The organism is Sphingopyxis sp. LK2115 (genome assembly GCF_014595975.1).
Classification (GTDB): domain Bacteria; phylum Pseudomonadota; class Alphaproteobacteria; order Sphingomonadales; family Sphingomonadaceae; genus Sphingopyxis.
Genome location: NZ_JABWGQ010000056.1, coordinates 119,468 through 140,853, shown reverse-complemented (window position 1 = coordinate 140,853; position 21,386 = coordinate 119,468). Strand labels below are relative to the sequence as shown.

General features: G+C 64.4%; 19 protein-coding genes and 1 pseudogene. 8 read left to right on the top strand and 12 right to left on the bottom strand.

The genetic code is table 11. The features are described from left to right. Nucleotides 1-122: 122 nt before the first annotated feature. Complete coding sequence (locus HUW43_RS13520; RefSeq protein WP_188237881.1) at nt 123-284, bottom strand: hypothetical protein; 162 nt, start codon at nt 282-284, stop codon at nt 123-125. Here HUW43_RS13520 and HUW43_RS13515 point away from each other — a divergent pair. Continuing rightward, a complete protein-coding gene (locus HUW43_RS13515; protein ID WP_188237880.1) occupies nt 283-1,170 on the top strand; it encodes a DUF3800 domain-containing protein in 888 nt (295 codons plus the stop codon). The genes HUW43_RS13520 and HUW43_RS13515 overlap by 2 nt on opposite strands. A gap of 184 nt (nt 1,171-1,354) precedes the next feature. Here HUW43_RS13515 and HUW43_RS13510 read toward each other — a convergent pair whose 3' ends face one another. Further along, entirely contained in the window at nt 1,355-2,329 is a 975-nt protein-coding gene (locus tag HUW43_RS13510; protein ID WP_188237879.1) for an IS1595 family transposase, read from the bottom strand. Nucleotides 2,330-2,449: 120 nt separating this feature from the next. After that, on the bottom strand, nt 2,450-3,574 hold the full coding sequence (pip, locus tag HUW43_RS13505; RefSeq protein WP_223181530.1) for a prolyl aminopeptidase: 1,125 nt from the start codon (nt 3,572-3,574) through the stop codon (nt 2,450-2,452). Nucleotides 3,575-3,700: 126 nt separating this feature from the next. Between pip and HUW43_RS13500 the strand changes: the two genes are divergently transcribed. From HUW43_RS13500 to HUW43_RS13490, 3 genes are read left to right on the top strand one after another with little or no spacing between them, the layout of a single operon-like run. Next, entirely contained in the window at nt 3,701-5,863 is a 2,163-nt protein-coding gene (locus tag HUW43_RS13500) for an alpha/beta hydrolase family protein (RefSeq protein WP_188237878.1), read from the top strand. Nucleotides 5,864-5,873: 10 nt separating this feature from the next. Beyond that, nucleotides 5,874-6,449 (top strand): phosphoribosyltransferase, encoded by a 576-nt coding sequence (locus HUW43_RS13495; protein WP_188237877.1) that lies wholly within the window; start codon nt 5,874-5,876, stop codon nt 6,447-6,449. After that, complete coding sequence (locus tag HUW43_RS13490) at nt 6,442-7,467, top strand: adenosine deaminase (protein WP_188237876.1); 1,026 nt, start codon at nt 6,442-6,444, stop codon at nt 7,465-7,467. The genes HUW43_RS13495 and HUW43_RS13490 overlap by 8 nt, the downstream gene beginning before the upstream one ends. Nucleotides 7,468-7,648: 181 nt before the next feature. On the opposite strand, the gene HUW43_RS13485 is transcribed toward HUW43_RS13490, so the two are convergent. From HUW43_RS13485 to secB, 6 genes are all read right to left on the bottom strand, one after another. Continuing rightward, the gene (locus HUW43_RS13485; RefSeq protein ID WP_188237875.1) at nt 7,649-8,689 is read right to left on the bottom strand and encodes a rod shape-determining protein; all 1,041 of its coding nucleotides are present in this window, start codon (nt 8,687-8,689) and stop codon (nt 7,649-7,651) included. Between the two features lie 182 nt (nt 8,690-8,871). Continuing rightward, entirely contained in the window at nt 8,872-9,357 is a 486-nt protein-coding gene (locus HUW43_RS13480; protein WP_317450868.1) for a hypothetical protein, read from the bottom strand. 127 nt (nt 9,358-9,484) lie between these two features. Beyond that, nucleotides 9,485-10,174 carry a DUF4136 domain-containing protein gene (locus tag HUW43_RS13475; protein ID WP_188237874.1) on the bottom strand — a complete coding sequence of 230 codons (690 nt, stop codon included), beginning with the start codon at nt 10,172-10,174 and terminating at the stop codon, nt 9,485-9,487. A 153-nt stretch (nt 10,175-10,327) separates the two neighbouring features. Then, entirely contained in the window at nt 10,328-11,326 is a 999-nt protein-coding gene (gene trpS / locus HUW43_RS13470; RefSeq protein ID WP_188237873.1) for a tryptophan--tRNA ligase, read from the bottom strand. Between the two features lie 20 nt (nt 11,327-11,346). Continuing rightward, the gene (murJ, locus tag HUW43_RS13465; protein WP_188237872.1) at nt 11,347-12,924 is read right to left on the bottom strand and encodes a murein biosynthesis integral membrane protein MurJ; all 1,578 of its coding nucleotides are present in this window, start codon (nt 12,922-12,924) and stop codon (nt 11,347-11,349) included. A 27-nt stretch (nt 12,925-12,951) separates the two neighbouring features. Next, nucleotides 12,952-13,470, bottom strand: a complete 519-nt coding sequence (gene secB, locus HUW43_RS13460; protein ID WP_188237871.1) for a protein-export chaperone SecB — start codon at nt 13,468-13,470, stop codon at nt 12,952-12,954. A 247-nt stretch (nt 13,471-13,717) separates the two neighbouring features. Here secB and HUW43_RS13455 point away from each other — a divergent pair, with 247 nt between their 5' ends. Genes HUW43_RS13455 through HUW43_RS13445 form a run of 3 tightly spaced genes read left to right on the top strand, consistent with a single transcriptional unit; the run spans nt 13,718 to nt 16,302 of the window. After that, nucleotides 13,718-14,383, top strand: a complete 666-nt coding sequence (locus HUW43_RS13455; RefSeq protein ID WP_188237870.1) for a Tim44/TimA family putative adaptor protein — start codon at nt 13,718-13,720, stop codon at nt 14,381-14,383. Nucleotides 14,384-14,387: 4 nt separating this feature from the next. Then, nucleotides 14,388-15,716: a murein transglycosylase A gene (locus tag HUW43_RS13450; RefSeq protein WP_188237869.1), complete on the top strand. Its 1,329-nt coding sequence runs from the start codon at nt 14,388-14,390 to the stop codon at nt 15,714-15,716. A 7-nt stretch (nt 15,717-15,723) separates the two neighbouring features. Then, complete coding sequence (locus tag HUW43_RS13445; protein WP_188237868.1) at nt 15,724-16,302, top strand: Smr/MutS family protein; 579 nt, start codon at nt 15,724-15,726, stop codon at nt 16,300-16,302. A gap of 193 nt (nt 16,303-16,495) precedes the next feature. On the opposite strand, the gene dapE is transcribed toward HUW43_RS13445, so the two are convergent. After that, on the bottom strand, nt 16,496-17,623 hold the full coding sequence (gene dapE / locus HUW43_RS13440; RefSeq protein WP_411157948.1) for a succinyl-diaminopimelate desuccinylase: 1,128 nt from the start codon (nt 17,621-17,623) through the stop codon (nt 16,496-16,498). Nucleotides 17,624-17,750: 127 nt separating this feature from the next. Between dapE and HUW43_RS13435 the strand changes: the two genes are divergently transcribed. Beyond that, the gene (locus tag HUW43_RS13435) at nt 17,751-18,218 is read left to right on the top strand and encodes a cupin domain-containing protein (protein ID WP_188237866.1); all 468 of its coding nucleotides are present in this window, start codon (nt 17,751-17,753) and stop codon (nt 18,216-18,218) included. Between the two features lie 120 nt (nt 18,219-18,338). On the opposite strand, the gene HUW43_RS16035 is transcribed toward HUW43_RS13435, so the two are convergent. Both HUW43_RS16035 and HUW43_RS16030 read right to left on the bottom strand, forming a co-directional pair. After that, a complete protein-coding gene (locus tag HUW43_RS16035) occupies nt 18,339-19,625 on the bottom strand; it encodes a cytochrome P450 (protein WP_188237865.1) in 1,287 nt (428 codons plus the stop codon). A 73-nt stretch (nt 19,626-19,698) separates the two neighbouring features. After that, nucleotides 19,699-21,293: pseudogene (locus HUW43_RS16030) on the bottom strand (helicase HerA-like domain-containing protein). Between the last annotated feature and the right edge of the window lie 93 nt (nt 21,294-21,386).

Sequence of the window (21,386 nt, the reverse complement as noted above, 5' to 3'; positions counted from 1 at the left end):
GTAGTTTACAAACCCACAAATCCAGACATAGCCGCCGCTTCCGCTCTGGGCGGGGTTTTCCATGATGCCCGAATCGCTACATCAAGCGTGACGCTGTAGGAAAGCGGGTTTTACTGATTTGGTTATTTTTGCTGTTTGGGCGGCTCAACGGGCTTGTGTTTCACCAGCTTGCCCAGCCGCTCATCAAAGCGTTTGGGATCGTCGTCGGTTTCGAGTTCCCGCGCAGCGTCGATGAACTTTTTACTTTGACTCCCAAGCTCTGTCGGTGCTGTTTTCTCGGCCATGTCGAACAATCCTCCTGAATATCACTACGTAGCATATATCGATGAAGCGGGCGACGATGGCTTAAAGGCCGTGAAGCCCCTCTCTCGCCCTGGATCAAGTGAATGGCTTATACTGTCCGCTGTCGTCATCCGTGCCGACAATCAAAGCAAGGTTGCGGAATGGACGGAGCAGATAAAAGCCGAGTTCCGTAACCATCAGCGCAGCGATATCCATTTCTCAGGACTGAACCCCGCAAAGCGCAAGCGCGCCTGTGAGATGATGGCGGACCTCGACGCTCGATATTTCGTCGTCGCATCCAACAAGAAGAACATGGAAGGCTACACCAACCCGTTCGCCGGAAAGATACCATCCCGCAATTGGTTCTACTGCTGGATGACCCGTCTTCTTCTAGAGCGCGTGTCCAAGTTCGTGCTCGATAAGTCACTTGCAAATTATGGTGAGGCGAAAAAGCTTCGCATCGAATACAGCGCCAGAGGCGGACTCAGCTACTCCCAAATGCACGCCTACTACGAGTGGATGAAGCTGAAAAAGCACAACCCATTCCTTCCTTGGGGGCGCATCGCGTGGGACGTTATGGATCCTGCGTTGCTCTACATCTATCCGCACCTAGAACGTGAAGGCTTGCAGCTTGCGGACGTCGTGGCGAGCGCGTTCTTCAAGGCCTGCGACAAACACGATACTGGCGCCTGCGATCCGACATTCGCCAAAATCTTGAAGCCACGAATGGCGCGAGAGCCGGACAAAAAACGCGGCCAGATTTCTGGCTTCGGGGTGAAGCTAATGCCGAGCATGAGGAAGGCAAAACTAGACCCCGATCAAGCAGCAATTTTTCGGCACTACGGCTACCCGTCACAGTGGTGGTGTCCAGAAGCGTTCAACGACTGACCATTGAGCCCAACTATCTTCCTATCAAGCGTGTCAGTGATTGCCGCTGGAATAAAACCAACGACCCGACATCTGACCCACCACCGGAGACTATATTATCCAGAAAGGTCAATGGAATCAAGGTTTTTCCTGCGATTCCATAAACTTAAAGCTAAGCTGTTGAGGTTGAGTCGTTTTATCGGCCTTACGCAACGGCTTCGTCGTCAATCCGCCGGTACGTAAGACGCTTACCGACAATCCCGCGCACGGCTGCAACAGCCCGACCACGATCATCAATGCCGTTGGCCTGTCGAGTGTTATAGCGAAACTCGAACTCGGCCAGATAGCGGTGCAGGTGCTGTTCACCGCAATGCTGATAGACGCCCTTCATGCCGCGCTTGAAGATCGAGAAAGCGCCCTCAACGGTGTTCGTGTGAATGGTGCGGTCCTTGTAATCGACATACTGGCGCGCGCCGTGCAGCGTGGTGCCATGCTCGGCAAATTGCTTGCCAATCTTGCTATACATGCGCGCTTCGTCCGTCATTAGACGGGCTTCACGGGCAATGTTATCCAGCACAATAGGATGCACTTCGTCCGCGCGGAACTTGTCGAACGTGAACGAACGCATGGTGCCGGTCTTGCGGTCAACCAGCGCCAGCACACCGAACTTGTGCGCCGTGCCAGCTTTTGCGCCGCGACGGCCTTCCTTGGTGCCGAAATAGGTTTCATCGACCTCAACCGCGCCGCCGCCCGAACCGAACGGCTGCGCCAGATCGCCAGAGCGCATAGCTTCACGAATGCGGTGCGCCAGAAACCATGCGGTCTTATACTGGACCTCTAAGACGCGGCTAAGCTGGTGGGCGCTGATACCCTTCTTGCTGGACGCAATCAGGTGAACGGCTTGTAGCATTTTGTGCAGCGGCATGCGGGCATGTTCGAATACAGTGCCGACCTTGACCGTGAACTGCTTGCGGCACTCGCCACATTTTTTCAGGCCATGACGAACAGCGCCATCGGGGCTTTTCAATGTCGGCTTGCCGCGCACATTCGACAGATCATAAACGCGACCGCCCACCGTTCCACAGTGCGGGCAGACTACGCCGCCAGCCCAGACAATGCTTTCCAAATGCTCGAAAGCCTTAGCTTCGTCGTGGAAATAGGGGGACGATAGAACCGACATGGTGAAACGCTCCGTTGATGAGCATTATCTATCATGTCGGCCTGGGTTTGCAAAGTACATAAACGCCACACTTGTGCCACATCAGCGTCGCGATGTCAACAAAAATAACCTATATGGTTATCATATGGCTGCCAGCCCATCCATCACCGCCGTCAGCGCCAGCGCATTCTCGCGCTCCATCGCGCTATGCCCCGCGTTGGTGACTACATAGGACACCGGCGCCGCCCCCGCTGCGCAGAGCGCCGCGACCAGCCGCGATGCCTGCGTCAGCGGGCAGACTTCGTCGAAACGGCCGTGAACGATATGGATGGGGATCGACGCCAGCACGTCGATATGGTCGAAAAAATGCCCCGCGGGCAGGAACAGGTCGTTCGCGAAATAATGCGCCTCGATCTGTGCAAAGCATAGTGCGAAATCGGCCTCGCCGAACTTGCCCGTGTCGGCGCTTTCGGGGATCATGTTGGAAATCACCCCTTCCCACAGCGACCAGGTAAGCGCGGCGTTCAGCTGCCGTTCCTTCTCGGCGGCGGTCGCGGGGACCATGTCGAAAATCGCCTTGTACGATCGCATCACGTCGCGCCGCTCGTCGGGCGTCAGCACCGACAGCAGCGCCGCCCACTCCTCGGGATATTTGATATAGGCGCCGGGCGCGGTCATCCCGAACGGGTCGTCCTCCCACGTCGCGGCATTGCCCTGATAAAGATAGCGCAGATCCTCCGCCGCCCCCAGGAAGATGCCGCGCAGGATCAGGCTGGCGCAATGCGCGGGATGCTCGATCGCATAGGCCATGGCGAGCGTGCTGCCCCAGCTGCCGCCAAAAACGTGCATCGGCCCCGTAATCGCCAGATGATCGCGCAATTTTTCAATGTCGCCGATCAAGTCGGCGGTGCTGTTCTTCGCCAGTGCGACCGCCGGGCCGGCCGAGGCGACATTGGGTTCGCTCTTGCCGCACCCGCGCTGGTCGAACAGGATGACGCGGTATCGCCGAGGATCGAAAAATCGCGCCATCACCGGCGCGCACGCGCCGCCGGGGCCGCCGTGCAGAACCATCACCGGCTCGCCCGCGGGATTGCCATATTCCTCCCAGTAAAGGCGGTGCGCGGGATCGCGATCGACCTCCAGCCACCCGAAATTAAGGCACGGCGGCTGCGGATAGACCCAGTCCTCGCCGATCTTGCTCGACGCCTGAAGCCGCGAAAAATCCATGTCCATAACCCGATCCGCTCCCGGCAGGCCCCTTTCCATCAGGGAAGGGGCAATTGATTCCGCCGCCCCACCCAAGAACCTTCAAAGCCTTGAACCATCGGGTAGTTGACCGCCCGCTCCCGAATGTCCAGACCCTGCACTTCGGAAAAATCGGGGAACCACCTCATGCGCAAACTGGCTTTGTTCGGGACCACCATTCTTGCCCTCACGGCCCAGCCGCTATGGGCCCAGCAGGAATTGGCGCCCGCGCCGCCCGCATCCGAAACCCCCGCCGCCGGCTCGCCCTCCCCCGCCCCGACGCCCGCCGCTGCGATGGGCAGCGCGCGCACCGGCCCCGAACGCCGCTTCACCGGCGCCGACCTGTTCGACCTCGCGATCGCCGCCGATCCGCAGATCAGCCCCGACGGCCGCCACATCGCCTATGTCCGCCGCGCCAACGACATCATGACCGACCGCGCGGTCAGCTCGATCTGGCTGATCGACACGGCGACGGGACGTGAAATCCCGCTTGCGGGACAGGACGGCCCGGCCTTTTCGCCGCGCTGGTCGCCCGACGGATCGCGCCTCGCCTATGTCTCGGCCGCGGGTGGCAGCGCGCAGCTCTGGGTGCGCTGGATGGACGGCGGCGAAGCGGTTCGGCTCACCGGCTTGCCGACCAGCCCGTCCAGCCTGACCTGGGCGCCCGACGGCCGTTCGATCGCCTATACGATGCTGGTGAAGGATGAAGGCGCCAAGCTCGGCAGCGCACCCGCGAACAAGCCCGAGGGCGCCAAATGGGCCGAACCGCTCGACGTCCGCACGCTCCTCACCTACCGCGCCGACGGGCAGGGCTATGTCGAGCCGGGGTTCGAGAAAATCTTCCTCATCCCCGCGACCGGCGGCGCGCCGCGCCAGCTGACCTTCGGCCCGTATCACGACGGCGGGCCGTTGAGCTGGTCGCGCGATGGCCGCACCCTCTATTTCAGCGCCAACCGCCAGCCGGACTGGGAAACCGATCCGCTCGAAAGTGAAATCCACGCGCTTGATGTGGCCAGTGGCGCGATCGCGACGCTCACCGACCGCGACGGCCCCGACGCCAATCCCCTGGTGTCGCCCGATGGCCGACTCATCGCCTGGCTCGGCTTCGACGACGCAAAGCGCGCCTATGAACAGACCGAGCTTTATGTCATGAACCGCGACGGTTCGGGCCGCCGCCGCATCGCCGCCAACTGGGACTACAGCGTCGATGCCGTGCAGTGGGCCGCCGACAGCCGCAGCCTCTATGTCCAGTATGACGATCGTGGCGAAACAAAGGTCGCGCGCGTCACGCTCGACGGCTCGGTGCGCGACGTGGCAAAGGGGCTGTCGGGCGGCGGGATGGACCGGCCCTATACCGGCGGCAGCTTTTCCGTCGCGGACAATGGCGCCATCGCCTTCACCGGCGGCACCGCCACGCGCCCTGCCGAGGTGCAGCTCGCGCGCGGCGGCGACGCCCGCATCCTCACCGATCTCAATCGCACGCTGCGCGAGGTCAAATCGCTGGGGCAGGTGCGCAAGATCACCGCGGCGTCAAGCCTCGACGGGCTGCCGATCGAGGGCTGGCTGACCTTGCCGCCGGGCTATGTCGAGGGGCAGCGCGTGCCGCTGATCCTCGAAATCCATGGCGGACCCTTCACCGCCTATGGCCCGCATTTTTCGACCGACAACCAGCTCTATGCGGCCGCGGGCTATGCGGTGCTGTCGCCGAACCCGCGCGGTTCGACCAGCTATGGCGAAGCCTTCGCGCAGCAGATCGACAAGGCCTATCCGGGCAATGATTATTTCGACCTTATCTCGATCGTCGATCATGCGATCGCGCTCGGCATCGCCGATCCCGACGCCCTGTTCGTCACCGGCGGGTCGGGCGGCGGCGTTCTCACCAGCTGGATTGTCGGGAAAACCAGCCGTTTCAAGGCCGCGGCGACGCAGAAACCCGTCATCAACTGGCAAACGCAGGCGCTGACCGCCGACGGCCCCGCCTTCTTCGGGCCCTATTGGCTCGGCGCCCAGCCTTGGGAAAATCCCGAACTCTATTGGTCGCGCTCGCCGCTGTCGCTTGTCGGCAACGTCGAAACCCCGACGCTCGTTATCGTCGGCGGCGAGGATTACCGAACCCCGGTCAGCGAATCCGAACAATATTACACCGCGCTTCGCCTCCGCGGCGTGCCCACCGCGCTCGTCAAGGTGCCCGGCGCCAGCCACGGCGGCATCGCCGCGCGCCCGTCGCAATCGGCCGCGAAGGCCGCCGCGATCCTCGCCTGGTTCGACAAATATCGGAAAGGCTGGACGCGCCCCGCGGCATCGGATTAATCCCGGTGCGATGAGCGACGACAAGATCTTCATCAGCGCCAATGAACTGCTCGCCGATTCGCTTCGGCTGGGCCGACAGGTGATCGAAAGCGGGTTCAAACCGACGCATCTCGTCGGCATCTGGCGCGGCGGCGCGCCGGTGGGGATCGCGGTGCAGGAACTGCTCGACTATCACGGGCACGCCTGCGACCATATCGCGATCCGCACCTCTTCCTATCGCGGCATCGACGATCAGGACACGCGCGTGCGCGTCTTTGCGCTCGGCTATCTCATCGACACGCTGAACCCCGACGACCGCCTGCTCATCATCGACGACGTCTTCGATTCGGGCCGCAGCATCCGCGCCTTTCTCGCGGAACTGAAGGCGCGCTGCCGTCACAATATGCCGCGCGACATCCGCATCGCGACCGTCTGGTTCAAGCCGCGCCGCAATGTCACCGACCTCCGGCCCGATTTCTTCGTCCACGAAACCGACCAGTGGCTGATCTTCCCGCACGAGATCGACGGGCTGACGGTCGACGAGATCCGCCGCCACAAACCCGAGGCGGCGATCATCCTCGGCAAAGCGGACGCGCCGAATGGCTGACGGCTTCACCTCGCGCGAAGAGCGCGCCGCCTTCATCGCCGGTCTGCCCAAGGCCGAACTGCACCTCCATATCGAAGGCTCGCTCGAACCCGAGCTGATGTTCGAACTCGCGCGGCGCAACGGCGTCGCCATCCCCTTCGCCAATGTCGGGGAAGTACGCGCGGCTTACGCCTTCTCGAACCTCCAGGACTTCCTCGACATCTATTATCAGGGCATGGGGGTCCTCCAGACCGAGCAGGATTTTTACGACCTCACCGCCGCCTATTGCACTCGCGCGAACGCCGACACTGTCCGCCACGTCGAGATATTCTTCGATCCGCAGGGCCATACGGCGCGCGGCGTCGCATTTGAAACCGTCATCACCGGCATCACCCGCGCGCTCGACGACGCGAAGGCGCGGTACGGGATGACCTCCAAGCTCATCCTCTGCTTCCTCCGCCATCTCAGCGAGGCCGAGGCCGAAGCGACGCTCGACGAAGCGCTGCCTTTTCTCGATCGTATCGCGGGCGTCGGCCTCGACTCGTCCGAACTCGGCCACCCGCCCGCCGGGTTCGAGCGCGTGTTCGCGCGCGCCCGCGATCTGGGGTTGAAGCTTGTCGCCCATGCGGGCGAGGAAGGACCGCCCGAATATGTCCGCGAAGCGCTCGACCTGTTGAAAGTCGACCGCATCGACCATGGCAACCGCAGCCTCGAAGACCCCGCCCTCGTCGCGCGCCTCGCGGCATCGGGCATGACGCTCACCGTCTGTCCGCTCTCGAACCTCAAGCTGTGCGTCGTGGACGACATGGCGGACCACCCGCTGAAAATCATGCTCGATGCGGGCCTCAAGGCCACGGTCAACAGCGACGACCCCAGCTATTTCGGCGGCTATGTGAACGCCAATTACCAGGCCGTCGCCGACGCGCTCGACCTCTCGCGGGACGATCTCGTTACGCTTGCGCGCAACAGCTTCACCGGCTCCTTCCTGAGCGATGCGGAAAAGGCGCGCCACCTCGCGGCGATCGCCGCCCGCGCCTGACGCGCGAACGCCACGCCCGCGAACGACGCTAACGGGTCATCGCCGTCGCTTCAATGCGTTCGCATCAGCAAAGTCGAGGTGCTTCACGGGCCAGGCTTAGAATCTTTCCGATTGGGATTGGGTCAAATCCCTCCCTCGAAGGGGGGCGTCTCAATCCACCCGGTTCCCGCCCCGCACAACCTCAAGCCGCGATCAGCACCCCGTGATAGGTGCGATCCTCGAACGCCCGCCCGGCGCCCATCGCGACGCAGATCAGCGCGTCGTCGGCGACCGCCACCGGCAGCCCGGTCGCGCGCGCGATCGCCGCGTCCATCCGGCGCAGCAGCGCGCCGCCGCCGGTCAGCGTGATCCCTTCGTCGATGATGTCGGCCGACAATTCGGGCGGCGTCTGTTCCAGCGCGGCGCGCACCGCGCTCACGATCTGCCCGACGGGTTCGGCCAGCGCCTCGGCGATTTCGGCTTCGGTCACCTGCACCTCGGCGGGTCGGCCGGTCACCAGGTCGCGCCCCTTCACCCCAAGGACCATGCCGTCCCCGTCGGGCGGCGTCGCGCAGCCGATGGTCAGCTTGACGCGCTCGGCGGTCGTTTCGCCGATCATCAGATTATGCTTGCGGCGGATGAACGACGAAATCATCTCGTCCATCTTGTCGCCGCCGACGCGCGCCGAATTGCTATAGGCGATGCCGCTCAGCGACAGCACCGCAACCTCGGTCGTGCCGCCGCCGATGTCGACGACCATCGCGCCCCTCGGTTCGGCGACCTGCAACCCCGCGCCGATCGCGGCGGCCAGTGATTCCTCGATCAGCCGCACCGACGCCGCGCCCGCATTGCTTGCGGCGTCGCGGATTGCGCGGCGTTCGACCATCGTCGACCCGCTCGGCACGCAGATGACGACATGAACGCGCTGCGCAAAGCGGCTCGCGCCGCCCTGCGCCTTGTCCATGAAATGCTTCAGCATCTGTTCGGCGACGTCGATGTCGGCGATCACCCCGTCGCGCAAAGGACGGATCGCTTCAATATTGCCGGGGGTCTTGCCCATCATCAGCTTGGCTTCGTCGCCGACGACCTTCACCCGACGAACGCCGTCGCGCGTCTCGAGCGCGACCACCGACGGCTCGTTCAGCACAATGCCCCGGTCCCGCACATAAACCACGGTATTCACGGTCCCCAGGTCGATGGCCATATTGTGCGCGGCCGACGCAAAGCGGTCAAAAAACTTCATAGGTGGGGCAAAAGCCTTCGCGAATGGAGAAAGAGCAGTCGCAGCCGGCTCGTCGGCGCCCGCAACGTCTGTCGCGATTTCGACTGCGTAAAAGGCGTGAGCGCGTCAACGAAGCGCGTCGGCAATAGTGCCAGAACGGTGGTTTCTCAGGCCCGGCCGTGCGTTTCGTTCAAAATTCGCGGTCAACCGCCCTCCGGCACAAGGAACTTCAGCCCTTGCAGCCTCACGACGCGATCCTCCTCGCACAGCGGGGCCGCTATCAATCGCATCCAGCGGCGCGGCGCCTGGGCAGGACAGATTTCGACGTCGATCGTGAAGCCGCGCCGGTGGCGGATCGCATAGGCGCGCAGCTTCTCCATCGCCGCGCGCGACCCTTCGGCGTAAAGCGCCACCGCATCTTCGCGCCGGACGGCTGCGCCGCGCGGGATTCCGAAAATGTCGTGAACTTCGTCGGACCAGCGCAGCCGGTTGTTGTCGATAAGGTCGCAGTCCCATTCACCAACGCGAACGCACGACGTCCCCAGCCGCGCGGCAATATCGACGACATCGGGGATCGGATCGAGCATATCCGCCCCATGCAATTGCCCCAGCTGGAAAAAACGGTCGCGCTCATAAAGCGGCCAGCTGTGATGAACGGGCAAGGGATAGGTCGGTTTCAATGCTGGCATCTTCCGCTTTTCGCGACGATAGTTTCTGCCGCTTAACGATTGATGATCCAGCTTTCCAGCGAAGCGCCCACATGTCAAAAAGCCCGCCTTTCGCTTGAAAGGCGGGCTTTTGACGGATGGTTGGCGATCAGCCCTTTTCGGGCGGCGCCACCGTGATGCGCACCCGTTCGCCCGAATTGCCCGGAAAACCGGTGAACATCGCCTCGACCAGGTTGGGGACGAGCGCCTGCAAATCATTGTCCCGCGACTGTGCCTCGGCGCGCCCCTCGAACAGCCGCGTGCCGTCGGACGCGCGATTGATCTGCAACGTCAGGCCGCTCGTATAGACGGTATAGCTGCTGATGTCGCTATATCCCCAGCCGGGGCCGAATCCGCCCCACAGAAAGGGATCGCGATAGCCATAGACATAGCGGCGTCCGCCCGGACCGCGGACGATCACCGGGCGATAAAAACCGCGGCCGTAATAGCCGCCATACCAGGGATCGGCGAAACCGGGGCTCGACACCACGCGCTCGCGACCCTTGTCGACGCCATAGTCCATGCGCACGATCAGGTCGGCCTTTTCGCCATTCGCCGCCGGGCGATAGCCATAGCGCGTCAACTCGCCCGCCACCATATTGGCGTATTGACCGAACTCGATGCCGCCTTGCAGCGCGGGGTTGCTGGCTTCGACGACGAAGCTCTGCCCCTGCGGTGCGGGGAGTTGCGACTGGAAGCGCGCAACATCGGCCTTGAACGGCGTCGCGCATCCCGCCAGCGCGAGCGCCGCGCCCGCCATGGCGGCAAGACCCAACCGCCGGAAGTTCATCTTGCTCATCGATCTGGCTCCATGATTCGGTGCGCCGTCAATTTGGCTTTCATAGCATAGACTATGCCGATGCGACTTAACCTTGGTTGAACCCGGCTCGTCGCGCCATCCTTGCCCAGGGATATGGGACAGAATCGCCGATCCGCAAGCTCTTCCAGCCGCTTAGCGGCAAAGCCCCAGCGCCGCATAGGCCGCATCGAGCGTCGGCTTCGCCAGCGCCGACGCCCGCGCTGCGCCCGCTTCCAGCGCCGCGTCGATCGCCGCCGGATCGGCCTTGAGTTCGGTCAGCCGCGCGGCGATCGGGCGCAATGTTTCGACCAGCAGTTCACCGAGCGCGGGCTTGAACGCCCCGAACCCCTGCCCGGCAAAACGCGCCAGCACCTGATCGACGCTCTCGTCCGCCATCGCGGCATAGATGGACACGAGATTCTTCGCCTCCGCACGCCCTTCAAGCCCCGCCGCCTCCGACGGCAGCGGCTCGGAGTCGGTCTTTGCCTTGCGAATCTTCGCGATGATCGTATCGGGGTCGTCGATCAGGTTGATCCGGCTCATGTCGCTTGGGTCCGACTTCGACATCTTGGCGGACCCGTCGCGCAGGCTCATGATCCGCGCCGCCGCCGCCGGGATGGTCGGTTCGGGCAAGGTGAAGGTGTCGGTGCCCGTGTCGAGGTTGAACTTGGTCGCGATATCGCGCGCCAGCTCCAGATGCTGTTTCTGGTCGTCGCCGACGGGCACATGCGTCGTCTGGTAAAGCAGCACGTCAGCCGCCTGGAGCACCGGATAGGCGTAAAGGCCGACGCTCGCGCCCTCGCGGTTCTTGCCCGATTTTTCCTTGAACTGCGTCATGCGGTTGAGCCAGCCGATGCGTGCGGTGCAGAACAGCAGCCAGGCCAGCTCGGCATGCGCGGGCACGCGCGCCTGGTTGAACAATATCGCCTTTTCGGGATCGATCCCCGCCGCCATCAGCGCCGCAGCCATCTCGCGCGTGTTCGCGGTCAGTTCGGCGGGGTCGTTATGCACGGTGATCGCGTGCAGGTCGGCAAGGAAATAGAGCTTCTCGCCCTCCATTTCGTCCTGCATCCGCACCCAGTTGCGGATCGCGCCCAGATAATTGCCCAGATGCAAGTTTCCGGTGGGCTGGATGCCCGATAGCGTCCGCATGTCGATAATCCCGTCTGTGTTTACAGTTGCCGTCGGCGCAGCTGGCCGACGGTGTCGCGGTTGACCACGCCGAAAAGCAAGGCGCAACCAAAGAATGTCACCGCCCCCACCGCAACGATCGCGCCGAGCGCGGCGATCCGTTCGAACACGCCGCCGGTGAAGGCGTCGCCCGCCAGCGGAACGGCGAAATGCAGCGCCGCCGCCATCGCCGCCGCGGCGAGCGCGATGCGCGCGATCCGGCCGAACACCTGCCCCGTCAGGTGAAACAACCCGTTCCGATGCAGGATCGCATAGAGCATCGCGACATTGCACCAGGCGGCGATCGACCCCGCGAGCGCCAGCCCGACGATGCCGAGAGGGGGGATCAACAGCAGGTTGAGCCCGATGTTGATGATCAGCGATGCCGCCGCGGTCCAGACCGGCGTGCGCGTGTCCTTGCGTGCAAAGAAATTGGGGACCAGCACCTTGACCAGCACATAGGCGGGCAGTCCGACGACCAGCCCCCCGACGACGGCCCCCGTCGCCAGCCCATCGGCGGCGCTATACGCGCCACCGACATAAAAGGCGCTGGTGATCGCCGGTCCGGCGACGAACAGCGCCACCGCCGCGGGCATGGTCAGCAGCATCGACAGCTCGACCGCATTGCTTTGCAGGCGAAAGGCGCCGTCGCGGTCTTCCTGCGCGACAAAGCGCGACAGCGCCGGGAGGATCGCGGTGCCGAGCGCGATGCCGATGATGCCGAGCGGCAGCTGGTTGAGCCGGTCGGCCATCGCCAGATAGGTGATGCTCTTGTCAGGCAGCGTCGCGATGAAGAACAGATCGACGAAACGGCTGATCTGATAAACCCCCGCGCCGAACACCGCAGGCAGGATCAGCACCCCCATCTCGCGCACCCCGGCGGTCAGCCGCGGGCGCCGAAGCGCCGGACGGAACCCCGATTTCCGCACCCAGTAATAAAGCCACGCAAGCTGGAACAGGCCGGACAGCGACACGGCGATCGCCAGATACAGGCCCGTCGCCGCCTTGGCATCCTCGCTTGCGTCGCCGGTAAACAGTCCGATCAGCAGCGCCGCGATCAGGCAGATGTTGAGCAGGATCGGCGCCGCCGCGGCCGCTGCAAAGCGCGACAGGCTGTTGAGGATCGCCGCAAACAGCGTCGCGACGCTCATGAAGGCCAGATAGGGAAAGGCGATGCGCGCCATCGTCACCGCCAGGTCGAACCGCTCACCGTCGGCTTCCAGCGCGTCGCTCGCGAACAGCCCCATCACCCACGGCATGACGATCAGCAGCAGGGCGGAAAAAACGATCAGGATCGGGATCAGCACCGCCAACACCGCCTCGGCAAAGGCCCGCGCCTCGCTTGCCTCGCCATCCTTTGTCATCCGCTGGTTGAACAGCGGGACAAAGGCGGCGGCAAAGGCGCCCTCTGCGAACAGGCGGCGAAAGATATTGGGAAGCTGAAAGGCCAGCTGCCAGGCGTCGGCGATCCCGCCCGCACCCAGGATACGGCTCAGCAGCATATCGCGCGCAAAGCCGAAAACGCGGCTGACCAGCGTCAGCCCGCCAATCGTCCCGACGCTTTTGACAAGGCTGCTCAATGCGTTGGTCCGCTCCCGATGCCGGGTTCAGGCCTGCCCCACCGGTGCGCCTTCGCCGACCCGCTCGCCTTGCGCCGCCTGGACCTGTTGCATGAAAAGGCCATGGAAATCGATCGGATCAAGCAGCAGGGGGGGAAAACCGCCATCCTGCACGGCGTCGGCGACGACGCGGCGCGCAAAGGGGAACAGGATGCGCGGCGCTTCGGCAAGGAAAAAGGGCTGAAGCTGATCGTCGGGCACATTGCGAACCCCGAACAGGCCCGCATATTTCAGTTCGATCACAAAGCTCGTGCCATTATCGGTCTTCGAGGTGACGTCGATCTTCAGCGTGACTTCATACAGATTTTCGCCCACGCCGTCGGCAGCAATGTTGAACTGGACATCGACCTGCGGCGCGCCCTGCCATTGGTAAACCGCGGGCGCATTCGGATTTTCGAACGACAGATCCTTTACATATTGCGAAATCAGGCCAATCGCCGGACTGGTGTCTTCACCATTGGGTTGCAACGCCGGATTGTTGATGTCGGGGCTCGTCTCGTCGGCCATGATGGGAATGCTTTCAATGAAAAATAGGGACTGCCAATGCCGCGAGCCGTATCGGGACCGCGGCGAACGGTTGCGCCGGCGCTTAGCAGCGACGGTTCAAGAGCACAATGGTGCGCCACAGGGGCGCCCGCTGGGGCCGAAATCATTGACGCGCCGGACGCCAGCGACCATGGCCATTTGAAACAGGACAACGTATCGCCTATGTATTAGGCGACATGTTGCCATTGCTCGCATTGGACCTTTGCCCGTGACTGCTTTTTCGATTGTCCTGCTCGCCATGATCGCCGCATTTCTTGGAATGCGGCTCTACTCGGTGCTCGGCAAGCGGACGGGCCATGAACAGGAACCTGTGCTGCCGCGACGCGACGATCGCGCCACCCCAACGCCGATCCGCCTGGACGACGGCGACGCACCGGCGCTCGGGGCTCCGACCACCAATATGGCGGGCCTTGTCTATGAACCTGCCGCGGAAGCGGGCCTGCGCCAACTGCTTGCCAATGATCGCAGTTTTGACGCCGGCCGCTTCATGGAAGGCGCAAAGGCGGCCTATCGCATGATTCTCGAGGCCTTTTGGAAAGGCGATCGCGAAACGCTCCGCGATCTTTGCGACGACGACAGCTACAATGCCTTTGTGGAAGCGATCGACGCGCGCGAGGGCCGAGGCGAGACGCTGGAAAACCGCCTGATCGGCATCGATTCGGCAAAGATCACGGCGGTTGAGTTGCGCCGCGGCGAAGCCCGCATCACGGTGCGCTATTGCGCCGACATCAGCGCCGTCACGCGCGACGCCGACGGCAAGCTGATCGCCGGGTCGATGAGCGACGCGGCGCAAACCGACGACCTCTGGACCTTCCGCCGCCAGATCGGCAGCAACGATCCCAACTGGCTGCTCGACGAAGCCGAATCGGCCTGACCCCATGATCCGGATTGCGGCAGCGTCGCGGGCGCGCTTCTGTGGGCTCGCGCTGTTCGCTGCCGCCCCGCTCCTGTCGGGCTGCGCGTCGGTCATCCCTGTCACGGCCGACCCCGCCCGCCCGGCGGTATCAATGCCCGCGCCGTCGCGGCCGCTGGGCCAACCGCGCCCCTATATCCCGCGCCCGTCCGAACGAGTCGGCGTCGCGGTCCAGCCGATCCCGGCCACCCCGCGCGCGCCGCTTGCCGCCGCCGCCGTTCCCGCCGACGCGACCACTGCGGCAGCCAGCGGGGTGACGCGCGGCCCCGACTTTTCCATGCTGGGCGTAACCGCCGAACAGGCGGCGGCGGCGCTTGCGGCCTTTCGCATCAGCTGCCCGTCGGTCCAGCGCCGCGCCGACGCCAGCGGCCTGACCCGGAGTGCCGACTGGACCGAAAGCTGCGCCGCGGCGGCCAGTTGGGCCGACAGCGACGCCGCCGCCTTCTTCGCGCGCTATTTCGGTACGGTGCAGGTCGGCACCGGCGCCGCCTTCGTCACCGGCTATTACGAGCCCGAAATCGCGGCCTCGCGCATCCGGCAGCCGGGCTATGACGTGCCCATCTATCGCCGCCCCGCCGATCTCGTCGAAGTCGATCTCGGCCAGTTCGCCGACGACCTCAAAGGCCGCAGGATCCGCGGCCGCGTCGATGGATCAAGCTTTGTGCCCTATTACGATCGCATTGCGATCGAATCGGGTGCGCTCGAAGGGCGTGGACTCGAACTGGCGTGGGCCGCCGACGCCGCCGAGTTCTTTTTCCTCCAGGTGCAGGGTTCGGGCCGCCTCCGCCTTCCCGACGGCAGCGTGATGCGTATCGGATATGATGGTCAGAACGGCCGCTCCTATGTGGGCATCGGCAAGCTGCTGCTCGATCGCGGCGAACTGCAGCGCGGGCAGGCGTCGATGCAGGGCATCCTGGATCATCTGCGCGCGGATCCGGTGCGCGGCGCCGCGGTGATGAACGAAAATCCCAGCTGGGTCTTTTTCCGCGAACTCACGGGTCCCGGCCCGCTCGGCGCGCTCGGCGTGCCCGTAACCGGCCGGGTCAGCGTTGCCGCCGACCCCAAATATGTGCCGCTCGGCGCCCCTGTTTTCCTCTCGCTCGACCGCGCCGAACCGAACGGATTGTGGGTGGCACAGGACACCGGCGGCGCGATCAAGGGCGCCAACCGCTTTGACAGCTTCTGGGGCGCGGGCGAAGAAGCGCGCGCGATCGCCGGCGGCATGCAGGCGCGCGGGAGCGCGCTCTTGCTGCTGCCCCGCGCCAGCATCGCGCGCCTGCTTCCCGAAGGCTGACCAGGCGATGCCGCGGCGCCTCGCTCCCGAAGAAAGCGCGCTGTGGAAAAAGGTCGCGGCGACAGTGACGCCGCTGCCGAAAGCGCCATCCCCGCTTGCTCCGGCCGCGCCGCCGACCGTCGCGCCGCCCAAGCCCCCGCTGCCCAGCGCCGCTCCGCGCGCTGCCGTCCCGACGCGCAACTCTGCCTCTCTTGTGCCGCCACGCCGCTCGCTCAGCGCGGCAACGCTCGACGGCCATTGGGATCGGCGCCTGCGCAAGGGGCTCGTCCGCCCCGACATGAGCATCGACCTGCACGGTCACACGCTCGCCTCGGCACAGGCACGGCTCGACGACGCCATCCATCGCGCGCTGCTCCGCGGCGCGCGCGTGCTGCTCGTCGTCGCCGGGCGCCTGCGCCCCGGCGCCGACCGCATGCCCCGGATGCACGGACTGCCGCGCCCGCGCGGTGCAATCCGCGCCTCGCTCCCCGACTGGCTCGCCGTCTCGCCCCACGCCGATCAAATCGTCGCGCTGCGCCCGGCGCATATCAGCCACGGCGGCGCGGGCGCAGTCTATGTGATCCTGCGGCGCGCAAGAGAAGATTGATCGCACGCAAAGGCGCAAAGCCGACAGTCTGCACAAGCGCCGCTGCCTGCGGATCGCGCGAAGCCCCTTAATGGAAGCGCGCCTGTTGATCGCCTGTGGCGGCCAGCCCGCATCGGGGACTTTCGCCCCATCTTCGTGTCTTTGGGCGAGACTATTCTTCTTCGCGCATTCGCGTCCTTGCGCGAAACAGGTTTCAGCCCACCAGCGCCCGCATCAACACCCCGCGATAAATCGCCGTCAGCCTGTGCAGATCCGCCACCGCCACCGCCTCATCAAGCTTGTGCATCGTCGCATTGGTCAGCCCGAATTCGACCACCGGGCACAGCGCGTGGAGGAAACGCGCGTCCGACGTGCCGCCCGTTGTCGACATTTCCGCGACCACATCGGTCTCGGCATGGATCGCTTCGGCGACCAGTTCGGACAGTTCGCCCGGCGGCGTCAGAAACGCCTCGCCCGAAATCCTGCCAAGCACCTTGGCCGCTGGCTCGACCGCGTGCGCAATGCGCTCGATCATCGCCACCAGCTCGGCGCCCCGATGCTGATCGTTGAAGCGGATCGACATCCGCGCACGCGCCGAGGCGGGAATGACGTTGGTTGCGCCGTTGCCAACCTCAATGTCGGTGAACTCGATATTCGACGGCTGAAACCAGTCACTGCCTTCGTCCAGCACGACCGCATCGATCGCGGCCAAAATCTTTACCAGCTTGGGAATCGGATTATCGGCGAGATGCGGGTAGGCGACATGACCCTGCGTCCCCGGCACGTCGATCCAGATATTGACCGACCCCCGCCGCCCGATCTTCACCATGTCGCCCAGCCGGTTCACCGACGTCGGCTCGCCGACGACGATCATGTCGGGCCGGATCCCGCGCGCGTCCATATGCTCCATCAGCGCGCGGGTGCCGAAGATCGCCGGGCCTTCCTCATCGCCGGTGATGATCAGGCTGATCGTCCCGGCATCCCGCGGCGTCGCGGCGGCAGCGGCGACAAAGGCGGCGATTGCCCCCTTCATGTCGACCGCACCGCGCCCGAAGAGCAACTCGCCGCGCACTTGCGGATCGAAAGCATCGCCCGTCCATCCCACCCCCGGCGGCACGACGTCGAGATGCCCCGCAAAGCCAAAATGTCTTGGGCCGCTCCCGCGCCGCACCGCGAGCAGGTTCTCGACCGGCCCGTCCGGCTCAATCCCGTCGATGAAGCGCTCAACGGTGAAACCGAGCGGAACGAGCGCCGCCTCAAGCACATCGAACACCGCGCCCCTGGCCGGGGTGATGGAGGGCGTGGCGATCAACGCCTTGGCGAGTTCGACGGGGTCGGTCATAATCTTCATCAACGCCCTTTATCCGTTCGTGTCGAGCGAAGTCGAGACACCAATCGTCCTCGCGCCCTGCCGACGGGCATCTCGACTTCGCTCGATGCGAGCGGCAAGAGGCGCCAGGAGGACCGCCATGCCCAAACTCGATCTCGACGCCATCCCGCAAACCAATGTCACCGGCTATCCCGCGCCCTATGACAAGCCGGTCCAGGGCCGCTGGTATCGCCGCCTCGCGCCGCCGACAGGCCTCAGCGATTTCGCCGCGAGCCATGTGGTGCTCAAACCCGGCGCCTGGTCGTCGCAGCGCCACTGGCACGACGGCGAGGATGAGATGCTGGTCATGATTTCGGGCGAGGCGGTGCTGGTCGAGGACGACGGCCGCCACATCATGCGCGCGGGCGACATTGCGGTGTGGCCCAAGGGCAGCACCAACGGCCATCACCTCATCAACGAATCCGATGCCGACTGCGTCTTCGTCGCGCTCGGCGGCGGCAAGAAATATGACACCGGCGGCGGCTATTCGGACATCGACATGATCTTCACGCCCGACGGCTATTTCCACAAGGACGGCACCCCCTATCCAACCAGGCGGATTCCGTGAGCGGGGACGGCGTGCCGGGCGATTTCAGGGCGCGCGCCCGGTCCGTTCGCGTCGAACCAAGGCGGGATGCGAACGGCCCTTAGCGGACGGAACCCGTCGGACCGGAATCCAGACGCGCCGCTACGCCGCAGTAAACCGGACCGGCAGCCGCTTCAGCCCGCCGACGAACACCGATTCGACGCGCGCGGGCTCGCCCGCCAGCTCCAGGCTGGTCAGCCGCGGCAGCAACTCTTCCATCAAAATCCGCATCTCCAGCCGCGCCAGATGTTGCCCCAGGCAGACATGCGCACCGAAACCAAAGGCGATCTGCTGGTTCTTCTCGCGATCGGGATCGAAAACGAAAGGATCGGTAAAAGCGGCCTCGTCGCGGTTCGCGGAAACATAGTTCAGCATCAGCCAGTCGCCCGCGCGGATCATCTGCCCGCCGATCTCGACATCCTCTTTCGCGCTGCGCATGAAATGCTGCACCGGCGTCGTCCAACGGATCGCCTCTTCGATCAACCCCGCCTTGTCGCTCGCCGCATCGCGGAACCGCTCGAACAGGACCGGGTTGCGCGCCAGTTCCATGATCGCCCCCGCGGTCGATGCACTCGTCGTGTCGTGCCCCGCAGTCGCAATAATCATATAATAGCCGGCGAGTTCGCGGTCGGGGATGCGTTCGCCCCCGACCATCGCATTGGCGATCACCGTCGCAATATCCTCGCGCGGATGGGCGCGACGGTCGGCGGTCAGCGCGCCGAAATAGGCCTCGAAATCGGCGATGACATATTGCAGCATTGCAATCGCCTGTTCAGAGCTGGTGATCGCTTCGCGGCTGCGGTTAAGCTCTGGATCGGTCGGGCCGAACAATTGCTGCGTCAGCATCAGCATCCGCGGTTCGTCTTCCGGCGGCACTCCCAATATGTCCATGATAACGCGCAGCGGATAATGCGCCGCGACGTCGCGCGCGAAATCGCACGACCCTCCGGTCGCCAGCATGTGCTCGACCGAGTCGCGGGCGATCTGCCGAATCCGGTCTTCGATCGTCTTCAGATTCCTGGGCATGAACCAGCTTTGCGTCAGCAGCCGGTATTTCATATGGTCGGGTGCATCCATCTGGACGAGCGACCGCACCAGATGGCCGTCGCCCCCCGGCGTCGCCGCGCGCGCCAGCGCCTCGCCCGCGCGGTCGGTCAGCACCGTCGGCCGGATGCCGTTCGCAAAGCGCTGCTGGTCGCGGCTGATCGCCATGATATCGGCGTGGCGCGTTACGAGCCAGAACGGATCGTGGTTCGGATTTTCCGCGACGCCCAGCGGCATATTCGCCCGCGCCCAGGCGAGCTGTTCGTGAAGCGGCTCCCACGCTCCATAGGCGACGGGATTGACGACCGCGGCGGCTACCTCTCCAGGCAATATAGGTTTTATCATGCAACCAAAGCTGCCGCGATTCGCGCGCGAAGTCGACTGCAAAGATGACGGGTCGGCGCTGGTGAACGACGACCTATTTGAACAGGCTGCCCAGAATGCCGCGATCAGTTGGCCGCCCAGTCGGCCCGCGACCTGCCGACCGAGGCTCGTCGCCGCCGACCGCGCCGCCGACTGCATCATTTTTTCGGCCATGCTCGGCTTCGCCGCCTCGCGTGCCGCGGCCCTTTCCAGCCGGATGCGTTCGCGTTCCTCGGCCGCCTTGCGCTTCGCTTCTTCCTTCGCGGCGATCGCCGCCGCCTTGTCGGCCTCTTCCTGCGCCTTCGCTTCGATCGCCGCTGCCTGCGCCTGCTCGGCCTTGGCGGCGAGCAGTTCCTCGGCGCTTTCGCGGTCGACCGCCGTGTCATATTTGCCCTCGACGGGCGAGACAGACTGGATGATCGCGCGTTCCCTGGCGTCGAGCGGCCCCACGCGCGAGCAGGGCGGCTTGATCAAAGTGCGCTCAACCGGCGACGGCGCGCCGTCGGGCATCAGCAGCGACACCAGCGCCTCGCCGACGCGAAGCTCGGTGATCTCACGCGCGACATCGATCTTCGGATTGGGGCGAAAGGTGTCGGCGGCCGCCTTCACGGCCTTCTGATCGCGCGGGGTAAAGGCTCGCAGCGCATGCTGGACACGATTGCCCAGCTGACCCGCGACCGCATCGGGAATGTCAATCGGGTTCTGCGTCACAAAATAGACGCCAACGCCTTTCGAGCGGATCAGGCGCACGACCTGTTCGATCTTTTCGGACAGCGCGGGCGGCGCATCGTCGAACAGCAGATGCGCCTCGTCGAAGAAGAAAACCAGCTTGGGCTTGTCGGGATCGCCAACTTCGGGCAGCGTCTCGAACATCTCGCTCAACAGCCACAGCAGAAAGGTCGCATAGAGTTTGGGGCTCGCCATCAGCTTGTCGGCGGCAAGGATATTCACATAACCGCGGCCATTTTCGTCGGTGCGGATCATGTCCTGAATATCGAGCGCGGGCTCGCCGAAGAAATGATCGCCGCCTTGGCTTTCAAGCGTCAGCAGTTGCCGCTGGATCGCGCCGACGCTCGCCTTGGTGACATTGCCATATTTTGCGGTCAGTTCGTCGGCATTTTCCGCGCACCAGACGAGCATCGCCTGCAAATCGCCCAGATCGAGCAGCAGCATATTCTGTTCGTCGGCAACCCTGAACGCAATGGCCAGCACGCCTTCCTGCGTTTCATTGAGCCCCATCAACCGCGCGAGCAGCAGCGGCCCCATTTCGGAAATCGTCGTGCGCACCGGATGTCCCTGTTCGCCGAACAGGTCCCAAAATATCACCGGATTGTCGCGATAGGCCCAGCCGGTGTCGCCGATTTCGGCGGCGCGCTTCGAAAAGGGTTCGTGCACCTTGGCGGTCGGGCTGCCCGCCATCGCCATGCCGGCAAGGTCGCCCTTCACATCGGCGACAAAGACAGGCACGCCCACCGCCGAAAAACCCTCTGCCAGTCCCTGCAACGTCACCGTCTTGCCGGTGCCCGTCGCACCGGCGATCAGCCCGTGGCGGTTTGCGCGCTTCAGAACCAGCGATTGCCGCGGCCCTTCCGGCGCCCCGCCGCCGCCGAGGCCAATATAGATTTCGCTCGCCGCGCTGCCTTCGCTCACTCGCCGCCTCCGCTTGATAAGGTGCTGCAAAGGTTAGAGCGGCGGCGGCGGACAGGCAATCGGCAAACGGGCGCGGGCATCGAAAACAGGAAC

Excerpts from the sequence above, each read along its gene's own strand:
- HUW43_RS13520 (WP_188237881.1), bottom strand. The coding sequence starts at position 284 with ATGGCCGAGAAAACAGCACCGACAGAGCTTGGGAGTCAAAGTAAAAAG.
- HUW43_RS13480 (WP_317450868.1), bottom strand. The coding sequence starts at position 9,357 with ATGCCAGCATTGAAACCGACCTATCCCTTGCCCGTTCATCACAGCTGG.
- HUW43_RS13485 (WP_188237875.1), bottom strand. The coding sequence starts at position 8,689 with ATGAAGTTTTTTGACCGCTTTGCGTCGGCCGCGCACAATATGGCCATC.
- HUW43_RS13450 (WP_188237869.1), top strand. The coding sequence starts at position 14,388 with ATGATCCGGATTGCGGCAGCGTCGCGGGCGCGCTTCTGTGGGCTCGCG.
- HUW43_RS13495 (WP_188237877.1), top strand. The coding sequence starts at position 5,874 with ATGAGCGACGACAAGATCTTCATCAGCGCCAATGAACTGCTCGCCGAT.
- HUW43_RS13475 (WP_188237874.1), bottom strand. The coding sequence starts at position 10,174 with ATGAGCAAGATGAACTTCCGGCGGTTGGGTCTTGCCGCCATGGCGGGC.
- HUW43_RS13510 (WP_188237879.1), bottom strand. The coding sequence starts at position 2,329 with ATGTCGGTTCTATCGTCCCCCTATTTCCACGACGAAGCTAAGGCTTTC.
- HUW43_RS13435 (WP_188237866.1), top strand. The coding sequence starts at position 17,751 with ATGCCCAAACTCGATCTCGACGCCATCCCGCAAACCAATGTCACCGGC.
- pip (WP_223181530.1), bottom strand. The coding sequence starts at position 3,574 with ATGGAAAGGGGCCTGCCGGGAGCGGATCGGGTTATGGACATGGATTTT.
- HUW43_RS13515 (WP_188237880.1), top strand. The coding sequence starts at position 283 with ATGTCGAACAATCCTCCTGAATATCACTACGTAGCATATATCGATGAA.
- secB (WP_188237871.1), bottom strand. The coding sequence starts at position 13,470 with ATGGCCGACGAGACGAGCCCCGACATCAACAATCCGGCGTTGCAACCC.
- dapE (WP_411157948.1), bottom strand. The coding sequence starts at position 17,623 with ATGACCGACCCCGTCGAACTCGCCAAGGCGTTGATCGCCACGCCCTCC.
- HUW43_RS13490 (WP_188237876.1), top strand. The coding sequence starts at position 6,442 with ATGGCTGACGGCTTCACCTCGCGCGAAGAGCGCGCCGCCTTCATCGCC.
- HUW43_RS16035 (WP_188237865.1), bottom strand. The coding sequence starts at position 19,625 with ATGATAAAACCTATATTGCCTGGAGAGGTAGCCGCCGCGGTCGTCAAT.
- HUW43_RS13500 (WP_188237878.1), top strand. The coding sequence starts at position 3,701 with ATGCGCAAACTGGCTTTGTTCGGGACCACCATTCTTGCCCTCACGGCC.
- HUW43_RS13445 (WP_188237868.1), top strand. The coding sequence starts at position 15,724 with ATGCCGCGGCGCCTCGCTCCCGAAGAAAGCGCGCTGTGGAAAAAGGTC.
- trpS (WP_188237873.1), bottom strand. The coding sequence starts at position 11,326 with ATGCGGACGCTATCGGGCATCCAGCCCACCGGAAACTTGCATCTGGGC.